This is a genomic window from Stenotrophomonas sp. 89682_Sma, from assembly GCF_056481405.1.
Window position 1 is genome coordinate 2,321,108 of record NZ_CM151147.1, and the last position, 20,268, is coordinate 2,341,375.

18 protein-coding genes and 2 pseudogenes are annotated in these 20,268 nt (G+C 59.1%); 10 read left to right on the forward strand and 10 right to left on the reverse strand.

Annotated elements, in window-relative coordinates; all coding sequences use genetic code 11:
- Positions 1-57: 57 nt before the first annotated feature.
- The 3 genes from ACZK29_RS10775 to ACZK29_RS10785 form a co-directional block, all read right to left on the reverse strand.
- Positions 58-441, reverse strand: a complete 384-nt coding sequence (locus tag ACZK29_RS10775) for a hypothetical protein (protein ID WP_478447028.1) — start codon at positions 439-441, stop codon at positions 58-60.
- 234 nt (positions 442-675) lie between these two features.
- Positions 676-1,281, reverse strand: coding sequence for a hypothetical protein (locus tag ACZK29_RS10780; RefSeq protein ID WP_478447029.1), 606 nt, complete (start codon positions 1,279-1,281; stop codon positions 676-678).
- 149 nt (positions 1,282-1,430) lie between these two features.
- Entirely contained in the window at positions 1,431-2,405 is a 975-nt protein-coding gene (locus tag ACZK29_RS10785) for a DNA-binding protein (protein WP_049402764.1), read from the reverse strand.
- 104 nt (positions 2,406-2,509) lie between these two features.
- On the opposite strand from ACZK29_RS10785, the gene ACZK29_RS10790 reads away from it, so the two are divergent.
- Together ACZK29_RS10790 and ACZK29_RS10795 are read left to right on the forward strand one after the other, a co-directional pair.
- Positions 2,510-3,586, forward strand: coding sequence for a site-specific integrase (locus ACZK29_RS10790; RefSeq protein ID WP_049453654.1), 1,077 nt, complete (start codon positions 2,510-2,512; stop codon positions 3,584-3,586).
- 101 nt (positions 3,587-3,687) lie between these two features.
- Positions 3,688-3,921, forward strand: a complete 234-nt coding sequence (locus ACZK29_RS10795) for an AAA family ATPase (RefSeq protein WP_478447030.1) — start codon at positions 3,688-3,690, stop codon at positions 3,919-3,921.
- Positions 3,922-4,066: 145 nt separating this feature from the next.
- On the opposite strand, the gene ACZK29_RS10800 is transcribed toward ACZK29_RS10795, so the two are convergent.
- A complete protein-coding gene (locus tag ACZK29_RS10800) occupies positions 4,067-4,291 on the reverse strand; it encodes a helix-turn-helix domain-containing protein (RefSeq protein WP_478447031.1) in 225 nt (74 codons plus the stop codon).
- A gap of 566 nt (positions 4,292-4,857) precedes the next feature.
- Here ACZK29_RS10800 and ACZK29_RS10805 point away from each other — a divergent pair.
- The 5 genes from ACZK29_RS10805 to ACZK29_RS10825 all read left to right on the forward strand — a co-directional run bounded on the left by ACZK29_RS10805 (position 4,858) and on the right by ACZK29_RS10825 (position 11,382).
- Positions 4,858-5,949, forward strand: coding sequence for a PA0069 family radical SAM protein (locus ACZK29_RS10805; RefSeq protein WP_478447032.1), 1,092 nt, complete (start codon positions 4,858-4,860; stop codon positions 5,947-5,949).
- Positions 5,950-6,665: 716 nt separating this feature from the next.
- Complete coding sequence (locus tag ACZK29_RS10810; protein ID WP_478447033.1) at positions 6,666-7,868, forward strand: SAVED domain-containing protein; 1,203 nt, start codon at positions 6,666-6,668, stop codon at positions 7,866-7,868.
- Complete coding sequence (locus ACZK29_RS10815; RefSeq protein WP_478447034.1) at positions 7,865-9,124, forward strand: nucleotidyltransferase domain-containing protein; 1,260 nt, start codon at positions 7,865-7,867, stop codon at positions 9,122-9,124. The genes ACZK29_RS10810 and ACZK29_RS10815 overlap by 4 nt, the downstream gene beginning before the upstream one ends.
- A 241-nt stretch (positions 9,125-9,365) precedes the next feature.
- Positions 9,366-10,880 (forward strand): ThiF family adenylyltransferase, encoded by a 1,515-nt coding sequence (locus tag ACZK29_RS10820; protein ID WP_478447035.1) that lies wholly within the window; start codon positions 9,366-9,368, stop codon positions 10,878-10,880.
- Between the two features lie 76 nt (positions 10,881-10,956).
- Positions 10,957-11,382, forward strand: coding sequence for a Mov34/MPN/PAD-1 family protein (locus ACZK29_RS10825; RefSeq protein ID WP_478448867.1), 426 nt, complete (start codon positions 10,957-10,959; stop codon positions 11,380-11,382).
- Here the strand turns inward: ACZK29_RS10825 and ACZK29_RS10830 are convergent.
- Positions 11,362-11,913, reverse strand: coding sequence for a 3'-5' exonuclease (locus ACZK29_RS10830; protein ID WP_478447037.1), 552 nt, complete (start codon positions 11,911-11,913; stop codon positions 11,362-11,364). The genes ACZK29_RS10825 and ACZK29_RS10830 overlap by 21 nt on opposite strands.
- A gap of 294 nt (positions 11,914-12,207) precedes the next feature.
- On the opposite strand from ACZK29_RS10830, the pseudogene ACZK29_RS10835 reads away from it, so the two are divergent.
- Positions 12,208-12,456: pseudogene (locus ACZK29_RS10835) on the forward strand (transposase); the annotation flags it as partial.
- Between the two features lie 3 nt (positions 12,457-12,459).
- Here ACZK29_RS10835 and ACZK29_RS10840 read toward each other — a convergent pair.
- On the reverse strand, positions 12,460-13,662 hold the full coding sequence (locus ACZK29_RS10840) for an ISL3 family transposase (protein WP_478447081.1): 1,203 nt from the start codon (positions 13,660-13,662) through the stop codon (positions 12,460-12,462).
- A 102-nt stretch (positions 13,663-13,764) separates the two neighbouring features.
- On the opposite strand from ACZK29_RS10840, the pseudogene ACZK29_RS10845 reads away from it, so the two are divergent.
- Positions 13,765-14,668, forward strand: a pseudogene (locus ACZK29_RS10845) (IS3-like element ISStma9 family transposase); the annotation flags it as partial.
- Positions 14,669-15,225: 557 nt separating this feature from the next.
- Positions 15,226-15,681, forward strand: coding sequence for a hypothetical protein (locus ACZK29_RS10850; RefSeq protein ID WP_032966131.1), 456 nt, complete (start codon positions 15,226-15,228; stop codon positions 15,679-15,681).
- Between the two features lie 495 nt (positions 15,682-16,176).
- Here ACZK29_RS10850 and ACZK29_RS10855 read toward each other — a convergent pair whose 3' ends face one another.
- The 4 genes from ACZK29_RS10855 to ACZK29_RS10870 form a co-directional block, all read right to left on the reverse strand.
- A complete protein-coding gene (locus ACZK29_RS10855) occupies positions 16,177-17,337 on the reverse strand; it encodes an IS30 family transposase (RefSeq protein ID WP_279747852.1) in 1,161 nt (386 codons plus the stop codon).
- Positions 17,338-17,834: 497 nt separating this feature from the next.
- Positions 17,835-19,169: an MFS transporter gene (locus tag ACZK29_RS10860; protein WP_390328774.1), complete on the reverse strand. Its 1,335-nt coding sequence runs from the start codon at positions 19,167-19,169 to the stop codon at positions 17,835-17,837.
- A gap of 164 nt (positions 19,170-19,333) precedes the next feature.
- Positions 19,334-19,573: a hypothetical protein gene (locus ACZK29_RS10865; protein WP_478447038.1), complete on the reverse strand. Its 240-nt coding sequence runs from the start codon at positions 19,571-19,573 to the stop codon at positions 19,334-19,336.
- A 40-nt stretch (positions 19,574-19,613) separates the two neighbouring features.
- Positions 19,614-20,252: a hypothetical protein gene (locus ACZK29_RS10870; RefSeq protein ID WP_390328771.1), complete on the reverse strand. Its 639-nt coding sequence runs from the start codon at positions 20,250-20,252 to the stop codon at positions 19,614-19,616.
- Between the last annotated feature and the right edge of the window lie 16 nt (positions 20,253-20,268).

Below are 20,268 nucleotides of genomic sequence, written 5' to 3' on the forward strand. Positions count from 1 at the left end.
GAAATTCAGTCGCTTAGGCAGCTTTTGGCCCTGTACGTAATGATTCCCTGCCGACCCTCAATCGCGCTCGCGTAAGCTCATCAGGAAGCTCGGAGCGAACAGTTGGCTACCAGGCACAACGAAATCCACCCGAGACTCGATGAGCTTGGAGCGAATGTAGGGCGAAACGCCGGAGAGCACGAGAATGACCCTCAAGCCGGCCTTTTCCGCCAATCGATGCACCTGCGCGATCAGCCGCAAAGGTGGCAACGGTTCCGTCTGCGCCGGGACGGTGGCCAGCAGCACCCTGTGGCCGAGCAGGTCATGCTCGGCCAGGCCGAATAGGGTGGCGAGGAAGTGGGGTAAGCCGCGCGTCTTGGAGCTGGGCCAGGGCTCGAGCTCACCGACCATGTCGGGTAGTAGACCCTGAAGATAGCGGGCTGCGGCGTCGAGGTCGTTCATAGCAGCGAATGTAACGGAGGTTCTTTACCGTAACAAGGCGCGGTGACAGTGAAACTGCTCTGTTACAGTCCAGTGCACCAGGCCCCTGCTACATCGCCAGGCGAGTTCCCCCGTTCAGACGCCAGCTACTCCCTCCGACTCCGCACGATTTGCCGGATAGCCCTCGGCAGTGGATTACTAGAGAGAGGTTTGTGACTATTACCGCGTAGTTGTAACGAACAGCATTTGCATGGGCTATTCATTAGGCAGCACGATTGTGTCGTAGTTGAAGTCTCGAGGCCGCTGACCGGTTGCCTTGATTGCTTCTTCGACGGCTCTATCGAGCATGAGCAGGTACTTTTTAACGATCTCGCTCCCCCGCCCCTTTTTCATCTCTTCTTTTCTCAGAAAGAGTTCCTGGATCTCCTTAAGTGCACTCACAGCCGTTGCTGATTGCTGCAGCGCAATCGCCAAGGATCGGTTCGGCACGTCAACATAGTTGACTGAATCGAAAGCCTTATGAAGCTGGGTCAGATGCGCCAAGATCAGCCGGGGGCCGCCGAATCCTTCCTCGAACTGCGCCAGCATCAGTGTCGCTGGAAATCGCGCATAGGAAATCAGCTCTATGAGGGACTGTGTGACCTCCCGTCTCCTGACTCTGGCGTGCCAAAGGGGGATCAGTCCCGCGGCGATGATGGCTGCGATGCTGCCGATCGCTTGCACCCACGCCGGCCAGTCAAGCGCTAACGTGGCGGATTTGGGACTCGGCTTGCTCATGAGTGCCCAAGTCAAGACGGCTCCTGCGGCAAAGGTCATCACAGCGACCACCGCCCAATCTCTGTCAGTTCTTCCCTGCTTCATGGCGTTCCTCCTCCGGCGTGCTGGTTTCTACCGTTCGTACGGGGCCTGTCGCGCCGTGCTCTCGGGCGCGGTCGAGGATGAACTTTGGGGGGGGGCGTGTACGTCCTCCAAGTCTTTCGGGGAAAGAAGCCTTGATCGAATGGATGGCCTCAAGTCTTAGATTTCCTGCTATTGGGTTCTTGTGTCGGCTCGCCCACTCTTCTGGGCGCGGTGCGGCGTGGCTTGCTTTGCCTGCTTGGCGTTGCCGTGTTCGCTCTCCCTTGTCGGAGTGCCTCGGTAACTTGCCGAGTGGTTTCCTTCAGTGACGTCAGCTGCGCCTCCAAGCCATCAGCCCGCGCGTTCACGCCTTCCAGTCGGCGCAATGCCTGTTGCTCGCGGTTGGCAGCAGCAATGGCTTGTTGCTCGCTCTCTCGCAATGAGGTGGCCAAGGCCATGCGCTCCCGCCCCCACTCCTGCTCGGCTGACCGCAACGCCTGGCGATGCCGGTCAACCTCCGTATGGGCACGATCCTCCACTGCCCTGACGTGCGCCTGGAGCGCCCTCCTCTCTTCTTCGTGAGCGGCCGCGGCCTCGCCCAGACTGCGGCGTACGGCATCCAGTTCCTGCTCGAGTCGCTCCGCCCGTCCATAGGCTCCATCGCGTTGGCGCAGCAGGTCTTGTACTTGTGCCGTCATCTGGGAGACCTGTGCCGCCAACTGCTCCGCGGTGGTGGCGGCGGCCTGAGTCTGGACCTGAGCCTCCCTTTCGCGCTTCTGGCTGGCCTCAATCGCCAGCGTCAGGGCCACCCGGTCCTCCTCCAGCAGGCGCTCGCGTTCCTCCAGTGCGTGCCTGGTCGACTCCAGCTGGGTCTGAGCGAGCTCGCCGGCATCCTGCAGCGCGGCCTGCCACAAACGCTGGCTCAGGTGAGCTACCCGCTCTGGGATGCCTGGAACCGCCGCCTCAATGGCGCGCTGGCGCAGGCGAAAGCCTACGGTCTGCCACCAGGTCTCCAGCCAACGCGTGACGGTGTTGGGCGAGCCGGTGCCCAAGTGGGCTCGGATTCGCTCGACGGTGGGACGTTCGCCGGCGGCGATGATGTCGTCCGCTGCCTGGTGCACATCCAGTTCGCTGATGCCCTTGGCCATTGGGTGTCCTTCTGCGGAACGGTGAGAATTGGCAGGCCATGTCTGATAAGGCATATTTATCAGATGTAGCTCAACCTAATCATAGTGCACAATACATAGTACATATGAATAATATCACTGCTGCGTCAGGGGAACTCGTTTCGGGGCTGGTTCCGGAGCGGCTGGCCACTTCCGCCGCAGAAGCGGTGCGAGACATCCTGCAGGAGGCCGAAGCGCCTAACACCATTCGCAGCTACGCCGGCGCCCTGCGCTATTGGGCGGGCTGGTTCGAAGGGCGCTATGGCAGGCCCATCGCCCTACCCGTCCCCCCGGCGGCAGTGGTTCAGTTCATCGTGGATCACATGGGGCGCTCAGGCGATTTGGGGCTTCGTTGGGATCTGCCTGCAGACTTGGATAGTGCCTTGGTGCATGCGGGCCTGAAGAAGAAGCCTGGGCCGCTGGCGTTCTCCAGCCTGGTCCACCGGGTGGCGGTCTTGTCGGCGGCCCACAAGCAGGCCCGCCAAGACAACCCTTGCGAGGATCGCGCCGTGAGGACCCTACTGTCCAAGGGGCGCAGGGCTTCTCACAAACGAGGCGAGCGCCCGGCCAAGAAGACCGCGCTGTCAGCCGCAGATCTGCGCGCAATGGCGGCCACCTGCGACACCTCGCTCAAGGGGAAGCGCGATCGCGCCCTGCTCTACTTTGCCTTTGCTAGCGGCGGGCGCCGCCGCAGCGAAGTCGCCGAGGCGACGGTGAATCACCTCACCCGACTGCCCGAAGGCGGCTACACCTATCGCTTGGATCACGGAAAAACCTTGCAGTCCGGGCCAGTGGTTGGCAGCAGCCCCGACAAGCCCATCCTGGGAGAGGCAGCCACCGCACTGCAGGACTGGCTGGACGTGGCCGAGATTACCGACGGCCCCCTGTTCCGGCGCGTCTGGCCACGGTCATTGGGCGGCGCGCTCAGCGGCAAGGCGGTCGCCGCCATCGTTAAGGACCGGGCGCGGTTGGCCGGTCTGGACGGGGACTTTGCCGGCCACAGCCTGCGCTCGGGCTTTGTTACCGAAGGTGCGCGGCGTGGGGTGGCCCTGCCGGCGCTGATGGCGATGACCGATCACCGCTCCGTGGCCAGCGTGATCGGATATTTCCAGCAGGGCGGCGTCGGCAGCAACCCCGCCGCGCGCCTGATGGATGAGGACTGAGCCTCCGGCCCGAGCGGCCAGCAGTGCGCGTTGAATGTGCCCCGCTCGGGCCCTATCCTGCACAAGACGCGCACCATCCACGGCAGGAATCAGGGGGCAGCATGAAGCTAGTCAAGGCACGGATCCGAAACTTCCGTTCTGCAGAGGATTCCGGAACGTTCGATGTCGGAGAGCTGACCTGCTTGGTCGGTAAGAACGAGGCGGGCAAGACTGCAATTCTCACGGCGTTGTTTGGTACCCGTCCCATCGCCGACCAGTTTGCTTACGACACGGTGCGCGATTACCCCCGCCGCTTCCTCACGCGGTATGAGGAACGCCGTCTGAATTTCCCATAAGTGTTCACTGAGAAAGTACTTACCAATCATCAACTTGGGAAGGAAAAAGTGAACACTCTCGGTGTCAAAGCTTCGAAAATCGGCCAAACAGCGTCATTCCGCCAGGAAAGGTCGATTGGAGACTGTGAGAGCTAGGCGAAACGTTCTAGAGACCTGCCTCTGTCAGCAACTCAGACATGGTCTTCTCAAGGCCGTTGGCCACACGTTCGATTGTGGCGAGGGTGACATTCTTCTCGCCACGCTCAATCTTGCTGTAGTAAGCCCGGTGCATCTGGATATGGTCTGCAAAGCCTTCCTGACTGAATCCAAGAGCGACGCGACTTGCCCGGATGACGTCGGCCAAGGCTGCCTGATGCGTATGTTCGACCATACGAACAAGCTTGTGGCTCCAGTACTTTAAAGACTACGCCTTTAAAGGAAGTCTACTTATAAGTACTGGCCTGTATTTTCATGAATTTCTATCTCGTGTGCCCGGAACTGGAATTCACTCTAGAGTTGCCCTTCTCTCCCCTAGGAAGGGAACAAGTGATCAGCCAGGTTCGTCGAATGCAAGAAGACGAAGGACAGTCGAGAAGCTTTGAGTACCGTCTAGCGGAGGAACTCTCGAGGCTCATCCCAGAACTCACCGACTGGGACATCAAGCCCCCGACAGGAGCGCAGATGGCATACGCAGTCTCGCTGTGTGCCCAACTGGGAATTGTGCTCCCAGCAGCTACCCGTCGATCACGGGGCCTAATGCAGACCTTCCTGGCTGAAGCCAAAGCACTTGTTGGCCAACGGGACTAATGGTTGCCCAGCCGCAACCCCCCTGTGGATAAGGTTGGGAATACAACACGTCGCGATGAAGCATGAGGCCTACAGCTAGCTGAATCCCCGCACCTTGCGGTCCCTGTGGTTAGCGATAATACTAACTGCTTACTAAGGGCAGAGGGCGGCATGGAACAGGATGCTCGAAAGGTCCAGGTACCTATCAAAGGCCGAGGCTCCGCCTCACGCGTGCCAAGCCGCTTCGATGCGACGACGACAGTCGGCGTCGATGATGGCTGGGAATCGATCTACGAAGACCTGCAGGAGTTGCCGCGGCTGAGAACTGAGGTGACCGAAGAACGCGCCCGGACTGTGATCAGCCGCAACAACTCCCCCGACGTTGGATTCGGTGCGTCGGTCAATCCCTATAGGGGATGCGAGCACGGATGCGTCTACTGCTTCGCCCGACCTTCCCACAGCTACCTCAGCCTATCGCCAGGGCTGGACTTTGAGACCAAGCTCTTTGCGAAAACCAACGCCGCAGTGCGGTTGCGCAATGAGCTCAGTCGGCCCAACTACCAATGCGCCGCCATTGCCCTGGGCATCAACACGGATGGGTACCAGCCCATCGAAAGGAGTTACCAAATTACCCGCCAATGCCTTGAGCTTCTGGCCGAAACGCGCCACCCCGTGAGCTTCGTGACCAAGAGTGCATTGATCACTCGTGACATCGATCTACTCGCGGCCATGGCTAAGGACCGCCTGGTCACGGTGTACTTCTCAGTCACCACCCTTGATCGAAAGCTATCAGCTAAGCTCAAGCCACGAGCTGCTGCTCCGCACGCACGGCTGAGGGCGATGGAGACACTACATAAGGCCGGCGTGCCTGTTGGTGTACTGGTGGCTCCTGTCATCCCCCGCATCACTGACCACGAACTCGAGGCGATCCTCGAAGAAGCGCACGGCCATGGAGCGCGGGCTGCAGGCTACGTGCTGCTGCGACTACCCAACGAGATCAAGGACATCTGGAAAGAGTGGCTGGAACTGCGCTATCCGGACCGGGCAGAACACGTTCTCAGCCTCATGCGCCAGTTGCATGGTGGCAAGGAGTACGACGCCGCATTCGGTACCAGAATGCGAGGCACAGGCCCCTTTGCAGATCTACTGGCCCAAAGGTTCAAGAAGGCGCACAGAAGCTTGGGATTCGCAAAGCTCCCTCCCCTGAACACCCAACTCTTTCAGCCCCCAAGGGAGCTGTCGCCCCAGGGCCAACTGTTCTGAGAAATAAGATGGAGCTCACTCCAAGCGCGTTGGCAAGCTGTCTCAAGCCTTGAGATAAGCAAAAGCTAGCCTTGCTGCAAACAACTGCACCGAGAGAATGGCAATGAGCTGGCTGAAGCTGATACGCCTCTACTACCCTGCTGGCTTGGTGGCGACTCTCTCCTTCGCATTCGCGATAGTCGTGCATCCCCTTGGCGACAACGCCTTGACCAAAGGCTTCTATCAAATGGCCATGTGGCTACCAATCGCGGGCCTGGCATTTGCCTTCATTCATGGTTTGTGGACATTCCATCGGACTCGCCAAGCGGAACTTGGCACAGGACCGATTTGTCCTCATTGTCGGGGGCCGCTAGGTCCCGAAAAAAGCGGCAGATACAGCACCCACAGGACTTGCATGGCATGTGGGAAGCACGCAAACGAGCGCCACTACCGCTGATCAAAATCCCTGATCGCGGCTCTATGACACACGACAGAGAGCTAACGGTGCCACAACCGAAATGAAGAGCCAAGCCAAGTTTCGAAGTCCTTGGCGCTAAGGGCATGAAAGAAGCCCCGGACTACTTGCCCTGCTGCCCGGGCTTTATGGACGGGCGTGCTGGCGTTGGCGCGTCTATAACACGGGGTGGTTCGAAAATGAAAGCGTTTACAGAGTAAATTGGGACTTGAATCACAATTAATCAGCCCAAAAGATATACATGTCATCACGGAGCGATCACATGGAAGCAACAAGTGACGAAGTGCAGGACGTATCCTCAACCGCTGCGCCGGCAGCAGGTAAAGGTGGGCGGTATCACACGTCCGAGCCAATAAAGAGGCTCGTCTGGACGAGATCGGCGGGACACTGTGAACTCTGCGGGACCGATCTGACTCGCGACTTCCGCGTCGGGGCCGACATGCAGTGGGGTGAAGTAGCCCACATCATGCCAGCCAGCCCCAAAGGTCCCCGAGCCGAATCTGGCCATGATGCCAAGGCGGCAAGTGAGCTGACCAATGACCCGGCTAACCTCATGCTGCTATGTCCCGGCTGCCATGACAAGGCTGACAGAGACGCAGAAGGCTACCCCAAGTCAGACATGACGGGGCTCCACCTTGCTTACCTCGAACGAATCCGCTTAGCCGCAACCGTCCCAGATGCGGGTAGAGCGGTCGGCCTCATTTTTCAAAGCGATCACTTCGTAACGATCAATGACATCTCCGAGCGCGACTTTGCCATGGCGATGTCCGGGGAGGGCTTGGTCGCGTTCGGGGACATCATCAAACATACGCTTAGGCCGCCAGGGGAAGAAGGCCGTAACTCGGACTACTGGCGTCAGGTTCGGGAAGACATTCGCTACAGAATCGATCGCGAACTCCGCCGCCGTGGTGGTCGTTACGGCGACATCCCCACACTCGCGGTGGTTGGCCTAGCAGACATACCCTCACTCGTCGTCCTGGGCCAGACGATCGGGGATCGATCTAACCGCGTCATCTTCTCATCCAATCGTGAGCACGGATTGAGGTGGCCGGACAGTGAGGCACTCCCCCCGGAGTACCGCTTCGTGGAGCCGCCAGCCGGAGATGGAGAGATCGCACTTGCAGTGTCCATCTCCGCGGCAATCCCCGAACGCGATGTACAGGATCGGCTGCCGCGTGCCCGTATTGCAACGTTCACGATGGATGACCCGACCTATACCGCAGTTCGCAATCGTCGCGTGATTCACGCATTCAGGGACGCCTTGCAGATCCGCTTGAGCAAGCTCGAGACCGCAACTCCTCATCCGATACATCTCTTCATAGCGGCGCCTGCCGCCTTCTGCATTGAACTCGGGGCTCTGATGACTACTGAGCACCAGCACTCCTATGTGCTCTACGACCGTGATCGGAACAACGGAGGGCGCTTTGTAGAAATATTGACCATTACACCAGGAGATCGCGCATGACCCTGCTGTCCGACTTCGAAACCAAGCGTGGAAGCTGGGAGTACTTCCTCTTGCGCGCCGCCCGCGAAATATCGTTGTCCGAGCCTCAGTACGAGAAGATCAATGCTAGGTACAAAGTGCTGGAGCGCATTCTCAACGCTGCAGACAGCCCACTGCTGCAAAGTGCCCATATCTTCGTCCAAGGCTCCATTGGCCTGCGGACTACCATCAAGCCAGTGAACGGGGCTCCGGCCGACCTGGGCACAGTTGATGCAGACGCAATCGTATGGCTGCCCAATGCCGGTGGGGCTTCGGCGCAATCAGTGCTCGATGAAATCCATAAACGAATTGAGGAAGGAACGCGGGTCGAAGCGAAAGTAGAGAAGCTCCGTCGAGGAGTCAGGATCGTCTACGCCGACGAAAGCCCGGGATTCCATATCGACATCACGCCTGCACGTGCAATCTCTGGAAACGAAGAAACGCACGGCGAAGGCAAGCTCGAAGTGCCTGATCGTGAGATTCAAGCTTGGAAGGCAAGCAGCCCGATCCCGTACCTGGGTTGGCTTCAGCAAGCGTCTGAGCAGCAGATCTCGCTGGAAAGCGTTGAGGTTCTGGCCACAAAAGCCATCGCAATGGACGAGGCGACGCTGGCCCCTCTGCCAGACTACGAAAAGTACATCGACAACGACCCGTTGCGCGCTACGATCAAGCTCCTCAAGCGGCATCGAGACGAGTGGGCGATTCGAAACGGCGACGCGTCCCATCGGCCTATCTCTGCGGTCATCACAACGCTCGCTACGCGAGCCTATGAAGAGGTGGCAGCCGATTCCAGCCGCCGCCCGCGGCGCCCGTTGGATGCGATCATCGAGATCGTGACCAACATGAGCAATCACATCCAATACGCCAGCGGTAAGTACCTTGTCTGCAACCCGAAGGACGCGGCAGAGAACTTCGCTGAAAAATGGAACAGGCCAGATGAGGGAATCCGCTACGTCAATGCATTCCGCAAGTGGCACGACGATGCCAAGCACTCGATCTCTCTTGGCTTACAAGAGTTCCCATCTGTCGAGTCCTTCAGTGAAGCGGTTAAAGAACGCTTTGCACTCAATAGCAACTTCGTGGTTTCGGTGAACAACGACGTTCCTGCCAACTGGACTCTGCCAGGACGCAAGCTTGGTCTCACTCGCAACGTATCGATGATGGGATCGGTCTTCGGCGGGGGCGTCGCAGGTCATCAGGCACAAGAAGGCGCTGGATCGCCTGAACGCCTTGGTTGAGGAGGTCACGGCCCTGGAGCGCGGAATAGCCGCGCTCCAGGCCTACCTCGGTCCAGAAGGCATTGGATTCCTGCAGCCAATGCCAATGAGACCCGGCGAGGCAGCAAGCTTTCGGCTGCCACTTCCGGTGGACTATGTGGGAGCGCAACGCTGGTTGCGGCTATCCTTCCCGATCGGATTTCCTCGCAACTCTCTGATTCTCCGCGTGGAACCTTCGCCTTGGCTCGTCTGGCCCCACGCCATGAAGACGGGGTTGTGCCTGCATGGCTTTCAGGAGAAGCCCGTCTCCGGTAGCCCGGAGGCGATCGTCACCGACACTTTGCGCCGCTTTGCAAAGATCGTTCAGCTGTCGCTGCCGACATCGAGCTCTGATGCGAGAAGCCGCGAATTCGAGCAAGAGTCCACTTCATACTGGAAGCTGCAACATCACGCATCCGCCCAGAGTGTCAACTTGGTTCAAAGACCGTCAAGCTCAGGGGCGCTCTTTGCTGTAAGTGACCCGCGCCTGGATCAGAGAATTGGCGGAGAGCCCGTCTGGTTAGCCCAAGACCCAGACGCAATCGCCAGCCATCTTGAAACAGTACTCGGACAGCGGGTCAAGATAAGAGATGCTGCGCGCGCCGGATTCTACGTCAAGCTACAAAGCTACCCCGATATCAAAGCTCCGGCACCAAGCGAGCTGTTCAAGTGGCTGCGACCTCATCTCGCAAGTGACGACTACGCGCGGTTGTTATTCTGGTTTGGTGAGACCAGTCCCATTGCCAGTCGCTGGGTTGCTCTTGAACTGCCTGGTGACGCCGGTGCACCGATCTACTGCTTGAACCTGCGGGATCGCTCACTCGCAAGAAACAAGCCAGTCAAATTAGGAGTTCGGGCGGGGCGTAGAGTGACATCAAAAGCGTCAAATCCAGACATCACTCTGAGTCACTCTGCGATCAACATTCTTGACCGCGCGGAGATCCTGTCGCGCGACCGAACCCCGAACCTTGACTCGCTCTCCAAGGCGCGCGTCATTGTAGTCGGGCAGGGTTCACTTGGAGCGCCCGTCGCGCTTCATCTGGCGAGGTCAGGTGTGGGACACCTAACGCTGATCGATCCCGATGAACTCACCGCCAGCAACCTTGGGCGGCACGTTCTCGGTGCCAGCGATCTGGGTAGGAACAAGGCAGAAGCAATGTGCGACCGCCTACGGTCAGACGTTCCGATCGTCTCTATCAAGGCAATTCCAACATACGTTGAACTGGCTCTCGTCAAGAATCACGCAGACTTCCAGAAGGCGGATCTCATCATCGTGACCAGCGCGGACTGGGAGTCAGAAGAAATGCTGTGGCGGGCTAAGAGCGTAGGAGCCCCTTGGAGGCTGATTCAGGCCTGGAGCGAGCCGCATGCTCTTGTTGGTCATGCATTAGTCGCTGCGGACGTTGAAGCCGATGCTAGGTCGCTGTTCGAGGACAACGGGAGATTCCGATACAAGTTCACCAACTGGAACGGAGGCGACAGCGTACCCCTACCTGCCTGTGGACAGAGCTTCATACCCGGCGGTGGGCTTGGAGTGAGTGCAATCGCTTCGATGGTTGCCGCCGAAGCAATAGAACAGCTGACATCCAGCTCGACCGAGCCACTTTGGATAAGCCGTATCAGCAACCCACAGAGGGCTTCAGAACTGGAGGGACAGTACGTTGGCCCCAAACTATCCAGTGGGGCGACTGAGATGACTCTGAAGCGAGCATGGCCTGGGACTGCCCCCAATGCCTGAGTCTCTATGGCAATGGGAGTGGCCTTCCGTTGATGGGGCTCTACTGGTAACTGGAAAGCTACTGAACACCCTGGCCATGCACCGGCAGCGAGCATGGCATAGCGAGCGGGGTGGACAGCTATTCGTGGATCCAAACGACGCCCGTGGTCTAGTTCTTGCCGTTGCCACGCCTCCCCACGCTGATGACCGGGCTGGTTGGACTTGGTTGGAGCTGGATACCGAGCGATGCCGCCAGGAGATCCGAGTCCAGAACGAGGCAGGACTCCGATTGGTAGGACACTGGCACACACATCCTCAAAAAGTTCCTCGGATCTCGCCTACGGATGTGAGGAGTGTCGCGCAGTTCGCAAAAAAGAATGGGCTTATCGCTAGCCCCTTGGCAGTGATTGTGGGGCAATCAAAGGAACCAGACGGAATCCAAGCCTGGATACATCGAGACGGAGTTCTGATCCAGGCAGAGAAGCGGCTGCTGAGAGGCGATTCAACTCTGGCTAGCTCTTAGCTCTTGGAGTCGAAGGAACAGTTCGGCTTGATACCGCGCATCGTCGAGGGCGTTGTGCGTCCCAGAGAGCTCTGGATGAAGTAGCTTCGCCATTTGGCTGGATTTGGTCTGGTCCCAACGGCATCCCACTACTCCCATGTAGAGCGCCTTGATGTCTAGAGCAGCAAATCCAAATGGATTGGTTCCACAGTACTTGTGGAAGTAGTAGTTAACGAAGGACCAGTCAAACGCTGCGTTAAGGCCAACGAAGACCGGCTTCTGACCTTGCGTACAGGAATCTGACAACCAATTGCCAAAGTCTTGCATGGCTGCACTTGGTTCAATGCCACTGAGTGTCAGCTCATCGATATTAAATCCTGAGACAGCAAGTGACTCCGGATCATGCCGCGTACCTTCTGGCTTAAGCTCAATGTAGAACGTCGTTTCAGGTCGATCCACAAGAACCGCACCAATAGAGAGCAGGCTGAACTCGCCGGGTATGGGTCCGGAAGCTTCAACATCAACGGAAACAAAGAGCTCAGGAATGGTCATACGGAAACTCCACGATCTACGTTGTGAGCATCAGAAGGAAAGAATCGAAAGCATGGATTGTGGGAACACTGCACCAACCGTTTAGCAACAGGCTAAGAGTAGTACTAAATGCTCAGACTCACGCCAATTGTGTGTCTATTTCCTTACAACCGCAGGAGTAGAACATGCCAAAGCAAGTCAGATCGCTATCCATCTATCGAGCCACAATTGAACGGCTACAACAGTTTCGGCTGAATCGCCCAGGGTTCCGTAGACACCTCGCAGCCATAAACTATGGCTTAGGCGGAGGCGGTTATGAGCACGAAGCGGTACACCGATGAGTTCAAGATCGAGGCGGTCCGACAGATCGTTGAGTACGGCCGTCCGGTAGCGGAGGTTGCCGAGCGACTGGGCGTGTCGATCCATAGTCTTTACGGCTGGAAGCGGCAACAAGGCAAAGGCGATGTTGGCCGGCGTGTCGAGCAGGACCAGAACGCGGAAGTGCGCCGCCTCAAGGCTGAGCTACGCAGAGTCACTGAAGAGCGAGACATCCTAAAAAAAGGTTCTTCACCCAACTCCGGGGAAGGCCGCCCGGATCTTCAGGAAGAAGTACGCGTCATCTCGGTATCCGTAGGCAACGCGCTTGATGACCTTGATCTTGTTGTTGATGCCTTCCACCAGGTTCGTCCCGAGCGGCCATCGGCAGTGGGCCAGGATGCCCGGGAGATAAGGCTGCAGACGGCGGACAAAGATGCGCAGCGGCTCCAGCCCGCTTCGCAGGGCGCGATGCTTCCATGACCGCCAGGCCTTCTCCGCCCAGCTCTGGCTTCGGTAGCGCCACAGCTGCTTCAGGTCGTCTTTGAGCAGATAAGTGGTCAGCAGGGCTTTGTTGGCGGCCAGCAGCTCCTCGAGTTGGACGCGCTGCTCGGCCGGGACGTTTTGCCGGTTGCGCAGCAGGAGCCAGCGCGAGGTCTTCACCACCCGTCGCGCGGGCTTGTCGGTGCGTAGGCGATTGGCCTCGTCCACCCGCACCCGATCAATGACTTCGCGCCCGTACTTGGCCACGACATGGAAGAGGTCGTAGACCACTTCAGCATTGGGGCACTGGGCTTTGACCTCCACATCAAAGGCCGAATTCATGTCCATTGCTACGGCTTGGATGCGTTCGCAACCGACCCTGCCGAGTAGCTCAAAGAAGGGACGGATGTCAGCGCGGCTGCGTCCTCGGCCGACCCAGAGCACGCGCTTGCGCGATGGCTCGACGACCACGGTGGCGTAGCGATGCCCCTTCTGGATCGCAAACTCGTCCATCGCGATCACGCGTACGTCCGATAGGTCCACTGGGCCCAGCGTCTGCATCAGATGCCTGAAATCAAGCGCTTTGACCGTCTTCCAGTCCAGACCATGCCACTTTGCGGTGGCATGGATCGAGGTGGTGGCGCACATGCGTGCCACGCTCTGCGCAAGCCGTTGCGTTACCCGGGCATGCCGCTCCAGCCAATCCAAATGCTCCAGTTTCGGCCCACAGCGAGGACAGGCCAGCCGCTGCCGCTGGACTTCCAACTCCACCGGCTCGTCGAACACGGGCAAGTCACGGATGCGCCGGAGCGTCTGGTCGTGGATGGCCACGACCCACTTGCCGCAGCCACTGCAGCGTCGTCGGCGGCGTGAATCAGGCAACAGCGAAAGCACCAGCCACGTGGCTCCGCCACGTGCCTCGCGGCGCCATCCATCCAGGCGATACCCCGCCCAGCCTCCCAGCAACGGCATACAATCCAGCTTGGCCACGGCCGGCCTCGGTTTGTTTTCTCGACAACTACAAATCTAGCTGGTCGGCCGTGCGCCTTCTCCCCTCAGATGGGAGAAGAACCTAAAAAAAGCCGCCGCGTACTTTGCAAAGGGGTAAGAGCAAAGTACGCCTTCATGAAGCAACACGCAGATGAGTTCGGCCTCGCGGCGATGTGTCGGATGCTTGGCGTCCATCGCAGTGGCTACTACGCCTGGCTAAAAGAGCCGGCAAGCGCTCGCGACAAGGACGATCAGCGGTTGCTCGGCCTAATCAAGCACAGCTGGCTGGAAAGCGGCTCTGTGTATGGCCACCGCAAAGTGACCACAGATCTGCGCGAGCTTGGCGAGACGTGTAGTCGTCATCGCGTGGCACGCTTGATGAAGAGCGAGGGGCTGCGGGCAATGGTCGGCTACGGTCGGCGACCACGCCCATTGAGCGGCCCTGTTGGATCAGTCGCCAAGAACGTTCTGGCTCGCGGCTTCAAAGTCAGTGAGCCAAATCGCGCGTGGGTCACGGACATCACCTACATCCGCACGTACGACAGGCTTCCTGTACTTGGCGGTAGTGCTTGATCTGTTTTCGCGTCAGGTCGTTGGATGGGCAACCCGACCAACTCAACATACGGACCTGGTTTTGCAGGCGCTATTGGCCGCAGTGTGGCGGCGCAAGCCAAGCCCCGGGCTTCTGCTTTACTCCGACCAGGGAACCCAGTTCACCAGCGAAGACTGGCAGAGCTTCCTGCGCGAGCACGACATCGTGTGCAGCATGAGTCGACGAGGAAACTGCCATGACAACGCAGCGATGGAGAGCTTCTTCCAGCTACTGAAGCGGGAGCGTATTAAGCGGAGGATCTACAGCAATCACGACGAGGCACGGGCCGACGTCTTCCAGTACATCGAGATGTTCTACAACCCAAAACGGCGGCACAGTTCCAACGACGGGCTGTCCCCGGTAGAGTTCGAGAAGCAGTACGCACTAAACGGCTGACGACTGTCTACAAAATCCTGGGCGATTCAAAGCTCGGCGTTCAGACAGACACAAGTGGCGCTAGAGCAGGAGATTCACGATGCGGAGGTCTTCCGTGTATATGACCAAATGATGCCCCCAGACCGTTTGGCAGCAACCATGTCCATACGTATCAGCTATCAGTGGAGAGCTTCAGCTGGCGATGCCTGGACTTCCGGAGAAATCGTCTTCACTCACACCGTAGTCCCACGGGACAATTACCTCGCTCCAGTCGCAAAGCGTAAGCCCAGTGCCGCGGCGCGGGAGAGAAAACTACAAGATGACCTCTATTCGGAATGGGAACACCTTAAGCTGTTGGCGCTATCGAGTCTTAGGAAGCACTTCCGAGACGGCGGGAGCGCTGCCACTGTGCCCAAGGTCTTCCCGGTGGTCTTGGACAGCTACAGCAGTCAGCTCAACAACTACAGTACTGATTTCTGGCGAAAGCATTGAGATCGGCAAGCGCAGATGAAGAACCTGTGTTCTCGCTGATACTTCCGTCAGGCCGATGCATGTACCGGCGCGCAGCCGTGGTGAACATGGACACTCTTGATCCCAAGCTACAGATTCAGTCAGATGCCGCAGCCCAACGCGAAGCACTCGCCGCAGAATGGCTCAGCGGCGCGCAGGTGAGCGCCAGGCTCGGTCTGATATCCCCTCATGGCGACAACGATGCAACTCAGCTACGTCGCCAAGGAAAACTGCTGGCCGTTTACATGGCGCAGCCGGTACCCTGCTACCGCTATCCGACCTGGCAGTTCAGAGCTGAAGGCCTGCCCATAGACGGTTTGGCTGACATCTTGAGAGTGCTGCGTAACTTGGGGTCCTTCGAGCGCGAGCCAGACGGGCTGGCTCGCACAACTGGATGGGGTGAGGTCGAGTGGTTCCTGTCCCCGCATGCCTTGCTCGACGAAAGAAGTCCGGCCGAAGAGCTGGCGATAAGTCCGGAAAGAGTCTTGCAGGCAGCTCGTACAGAGCTGGAGTGCGAAGGCTGACCACGCTGCCCGTCAGCCGTCAATGGGCCGTATCACTACTGCTGCCAATCGGACGCGAGTTGCAGAGTCTTCTGTCCACCCGCGGACACCGGTTCGTCCAGATCGCCGATTGGCGTGCATCTTGACCTCAAAGGTCTCTTAGCCGTAGTTCTCTGACAACATCAAGCGGTCGGGTGAGCGCATTGCGCCAAAACGATATCGACGGTTCTGTGTGAGCACGTGGCCGCTCTCCAAGTTGCGGACGCAGCGGTTGCTCTTGGCTGGAGTGCTGATCAGCGCCGCACCACACAACAACACAGTGCCGATCTTCGGCAGCAGGCAATCCCTCAAACGAGCTCAGGACGGTTTCCCGCCCATCAGTGGTTGCGCAATCAACTGACGTAACGGACAAGATGGCAAGTGGAGCAGCTATTGGCGCTTTCAGAGCAAACATCTGCCAGTTGGGTTCCCAGTAGGATTTGGACTTTAGGTTGATGTCCCCTTCTGGCCTTGGATTCAACCGATCGACGCAACGGTTCGTCGGTATCGCTCGACGGGTGTTTCGTAGCCTAACGTCTTGCGGGGCCGCTCGTTCAGTTGGCGGGCAACTGCATCAAGCTGAGCTTGAGAGATATTGGCAAGGCTGACGCCCTTAGGGAAGTACTGTCGCAGTAGTCCGTTGGTGTTCTCATTGGTGCCGCGTTGCCAGGGATGGTGTGGGTCGCAGAAGTAGACTTGGATGTCGGTGGCGAGCGTAAAGCGGCGATGCGCCGCCATCTCTTTGCCGCGATCCCAAGTCAGAGATCGGTACAGTTCCCGAGGCAGGCGGCGGGCACTTTTGATCAGCGCATTCACCACGGTCTCAGAGTCCTTTCCGTCAACTTTGACCAGCATGACGTAACGGGTTTTGCGCTCCACGAGCGTCGCAATCTGGCTATCGCGGTCACCAAATAGCAGGTCGCCCTCCCAGTGGCCAGGTACTGCCCGGTCCTCAACCGAAGGCGGACGCTCACTGATGGAGATCGTGTCTTTGATCCTGCCGTGATCAGCTGTTTTATGTGTGTGATGCCGTGAGCGGCGCATGGCACGAGTCCGCCGTAGGTGCGCCAACAGCTCCTGCTTCAGGGCTCCTCGGGACTGGATGTAGAGCGTTCGGTAGATTGTCTCGTGAGACACCTGGCGGCTCGTATCTTCAGGATTGGTGCGTTTCAACCAACCGGACACCTGCTGTGGTGACCATTGCTGCTTCAGCTTTGCTGCCACTCTCATCGCAAGCGCTCGATGCAAGCCGAGCTTACAGAGCTTGGGGCGTCGCGCACGCTGCCAGGCACGCTGATCAGCCAGATTCGCTCGATAGCCATTGACCCCATCGTTGCGGTGTAGCTCGCGACTTATGGTCGACGGGGCCCGTCCGAGCGAGCTCGCAATGGCACGCATGGACTTCCCAACAGCCACACCCCGGGAGATTTCTTCACGCTCCGCCAAGCTTAATACGCGCTCTGATCGGCGGCGTGGGACTGGCTGGATACCTCCGGACTCGGACAGAACCGAGCGAACCGAGCTATGGTGACGGTCAAATAGAGTTGCAATCTTGTGCAGCGATTCGCCTCGTCGCCATCGCTCCCACATCAGAGCCTTCTGGGCGTCGCTGTAGTAGATCCTTGGCCTGCGCTCCATCTGCAACACTCCTGCTGCCGGTAAGCAGTCTTCAGTGTGTTGCGTCGACCGGTTGAATCCAAGGCCGACAGCGGACTTCGCTGAGAGAAGCTAATTGGCCTGAAAAGCTGAATACGCTTCAGCTCATCTCTGCCCGGCTAGAGGTGGTGCTAGGATTCGGCCATGGACATCGGTCGGACAACCTTAACCGTCGGCGTGGCCATAGTCGCAGTTTCCTGCGGCGGGTCCCAGGGGCGCTGGACTGCTTTTGTCTATCCGCCGGACGCATCTACTCAGGAAGTCCGACACGCCGTTTATGGCGACTACGACACCTTCGAACGTTGCCAGGCAGCTGCAGTAGCTGCCCTCAGAGACAAGCCTCCAGTGCCCGGGTCGGAGGATGTAGGCTCTTACGAATGTGGGCGCGCGTGTCGATATGACGTCGACATGGACATGTACGTCTGCGATCAAACTCGCAAGTAGGTGGCTCCGTGCTCGCCGCCCGCCTGGTGCCTTGGTCAGCCTGGCCAGCGAGTGTGAAGTTGATCGATGACAAACCGGTGGCGGTGAGTGCCATCCGCGTCGCGGTGTGCCAAGAGGTGCGGGTCGTCCTCAGCAAGATGTTCGTGCTGATGCGCTATCTCCTCAGGATCGTGCGCCGGCCATCTGCGCCACGCGGCGACCAGACCGAGTGCAGCCAGAATCCCCAAGGCGGCCAAGGCAACATGCAGGCCGTAGCGGGCACCAACCCAGCCGGCCAGCGGATAGGCGATCAACCAGCAAACGTGTGATAGGGAAAATTGGGCGGCGAAGAGGAATGGCAGATCGGCGGACTCAGCCGAACGTCGCAGCAGCCGTCCGCCGGGCGTAACCAGACCGGCATACGCCATGCCCAACAGCGACCAGGTCGGAATGACCGCCGCCCATCCAACTTTTCCTTTCAGGGCAAACCAGACGCCGAGGAAGGTGATCAGGACAGCTGACATGAACAGCCCTGCAGTCAGCATCACTGTCCTGTCCGAAATGCGGTCCAGAACTCTCGGAAGAAGAAGCGCTACCAGCATGGAGCCGCCGCCGAAGGCCGCCAGCGCCCACGCAACTTGTTCCTCAGCCCCGCCCAGAACGGTACGGACCATGACCACCGTATTGACGAACACCATCGCGCCGCCAGCTGCGGCACAAAGGTTCAATGCAAGCAGGCCCTGCAATCGCGGGGTGCGAAGGTAGATTCGCATTCCATGGATGGCTCGGGCATAGGGACCGTCCTTGGAAGAGACGGAAGCGAGGGCGGGGAATGTGGTGGACGCGACGAGCACCGCCGAGAGGATGAAACCTACCGAGGTACCAGCGAACAGCCCGTGGAAGCTGATGACCGTCAGCAGTGCAGCAGCAAGCGCCGGGCTAAGCAGGCTCTCAAGGTCATATGCCAATCGGGAAAGTGAGAGCGCGCGGGTGTAATCGCGCTCTTCTTTAAGAATTTCGGGGATCGTGGATTGAAACAGCGGCGTGAAGCATGCCGACGCCGACTGCAGCACAGCGATAAGGACATACACCTGCCAGATCTCGGTGACGAAGGGCAGACAAACCGCCACAGCGGCGCGAACCAGGTCGAGTGCGATCAGCACCCGCTTGCGCAGCCGTGCCGGGACCAACGCTCCTGAAACGGGCGCCAAGGCTACGTACACGACCATCTTGATGGCCAGTGCGGTGCCCAGCACCGCGCCCGCCTCGGCGCCCGCCAGGTCATAGGCCAGGAGGGCAAGGGCGACAGTTGCCAAGCCGGTTCCGACGAGTGCGACTATCTGCGCACCAAACAGGCGGCGAAACGTTGGGTGACTCAGTACTTCGAGCATGGGATTGTCCTGATATCAACGTTCTGACCGCACCAACCCGGGTGCCCCCTCTGCCCGGTTTCAGGACAGAGGCGGCGGGCAGGCGGAGTGTACGCCCACCATTGTTCGGGTCGGGGTGACGACCCCGCCGGCATGGCGGGGTCGTTCGCTAAACGCGAATGGATTTACTTCTTTTTCGGTGTTGCCTGCGCTTCGCAACGTTCCTTCAGCGCCTTGGTCTGGGCATCATTGAGGTCCACCTTGAACTTCGAACGGTCGGCCAACTGTTCGCAGGTCGCCGGCTTGGCCTTGGGAGCAGCCGGGGTTGCCGGATCGGCATGAAGCGCCGGATCATGGGCGAACGCTGTGGTGAAAAGGGACATGCTGAGAAGCAGGCCGGCAACTACTGCGCTATGAGTCTTCATGGTGATTCTCCTAGGTTAGGATCGGCGAAGTACCGGGGTGTTACGGCTGATAGATGTCGGCTTGGTAGCCAATAAGTTCGATGCTCACGGTCACTGGCTTGTCGCCTCGGTTCTGCCAGTACCACCCATGAGTTCCCTCAAATGGCGCGACGAAGGTGCCGCGCGCCTCCCGCTGCGCACCTTCGACGGCGTAGCTGGTCCATGCGCCCTTCACGTCGGGTCGCTCGCCGTGCATATCGACTGCCACGTCCCCGGTTGCCTTCCAGCGGAACAGCATTCCGGTGCCTGCAACCATGTGGGACTTGACCTCTTTTCCCTTGCCCGGCTCCAGCGTGATCGTCATCGCGTCCTGGCGAAGCTCACCGTTGGTGAGCGATACCGCGCCTGGATCAAGCGATTGCCCTTTGTTCGCCCCGAATGCGGCCGCGGCCTTCTCCGCCAAGGCGGCCTCTGCCCCCGATGCTGTTGAGGACGTCGGCGTGGACGGGTCGATGACGGTGCTTCCGCCGTCCGCCAGGGCGGTCAAGCCCAGCGCCCGGCCGATCCCGGTGGGATCAAGGCCGTACTCCGCCGGCAGAACGGCCGTGACGAGAAGCGCGCCGGCAATGGCAGCGGCAAGAAGGGTCGACTTCAGCAGGCGGCCAGTGGTGGGAAGTGGTTGATTGGTGGTGATCGACATAATGGGTCTCGTTCAG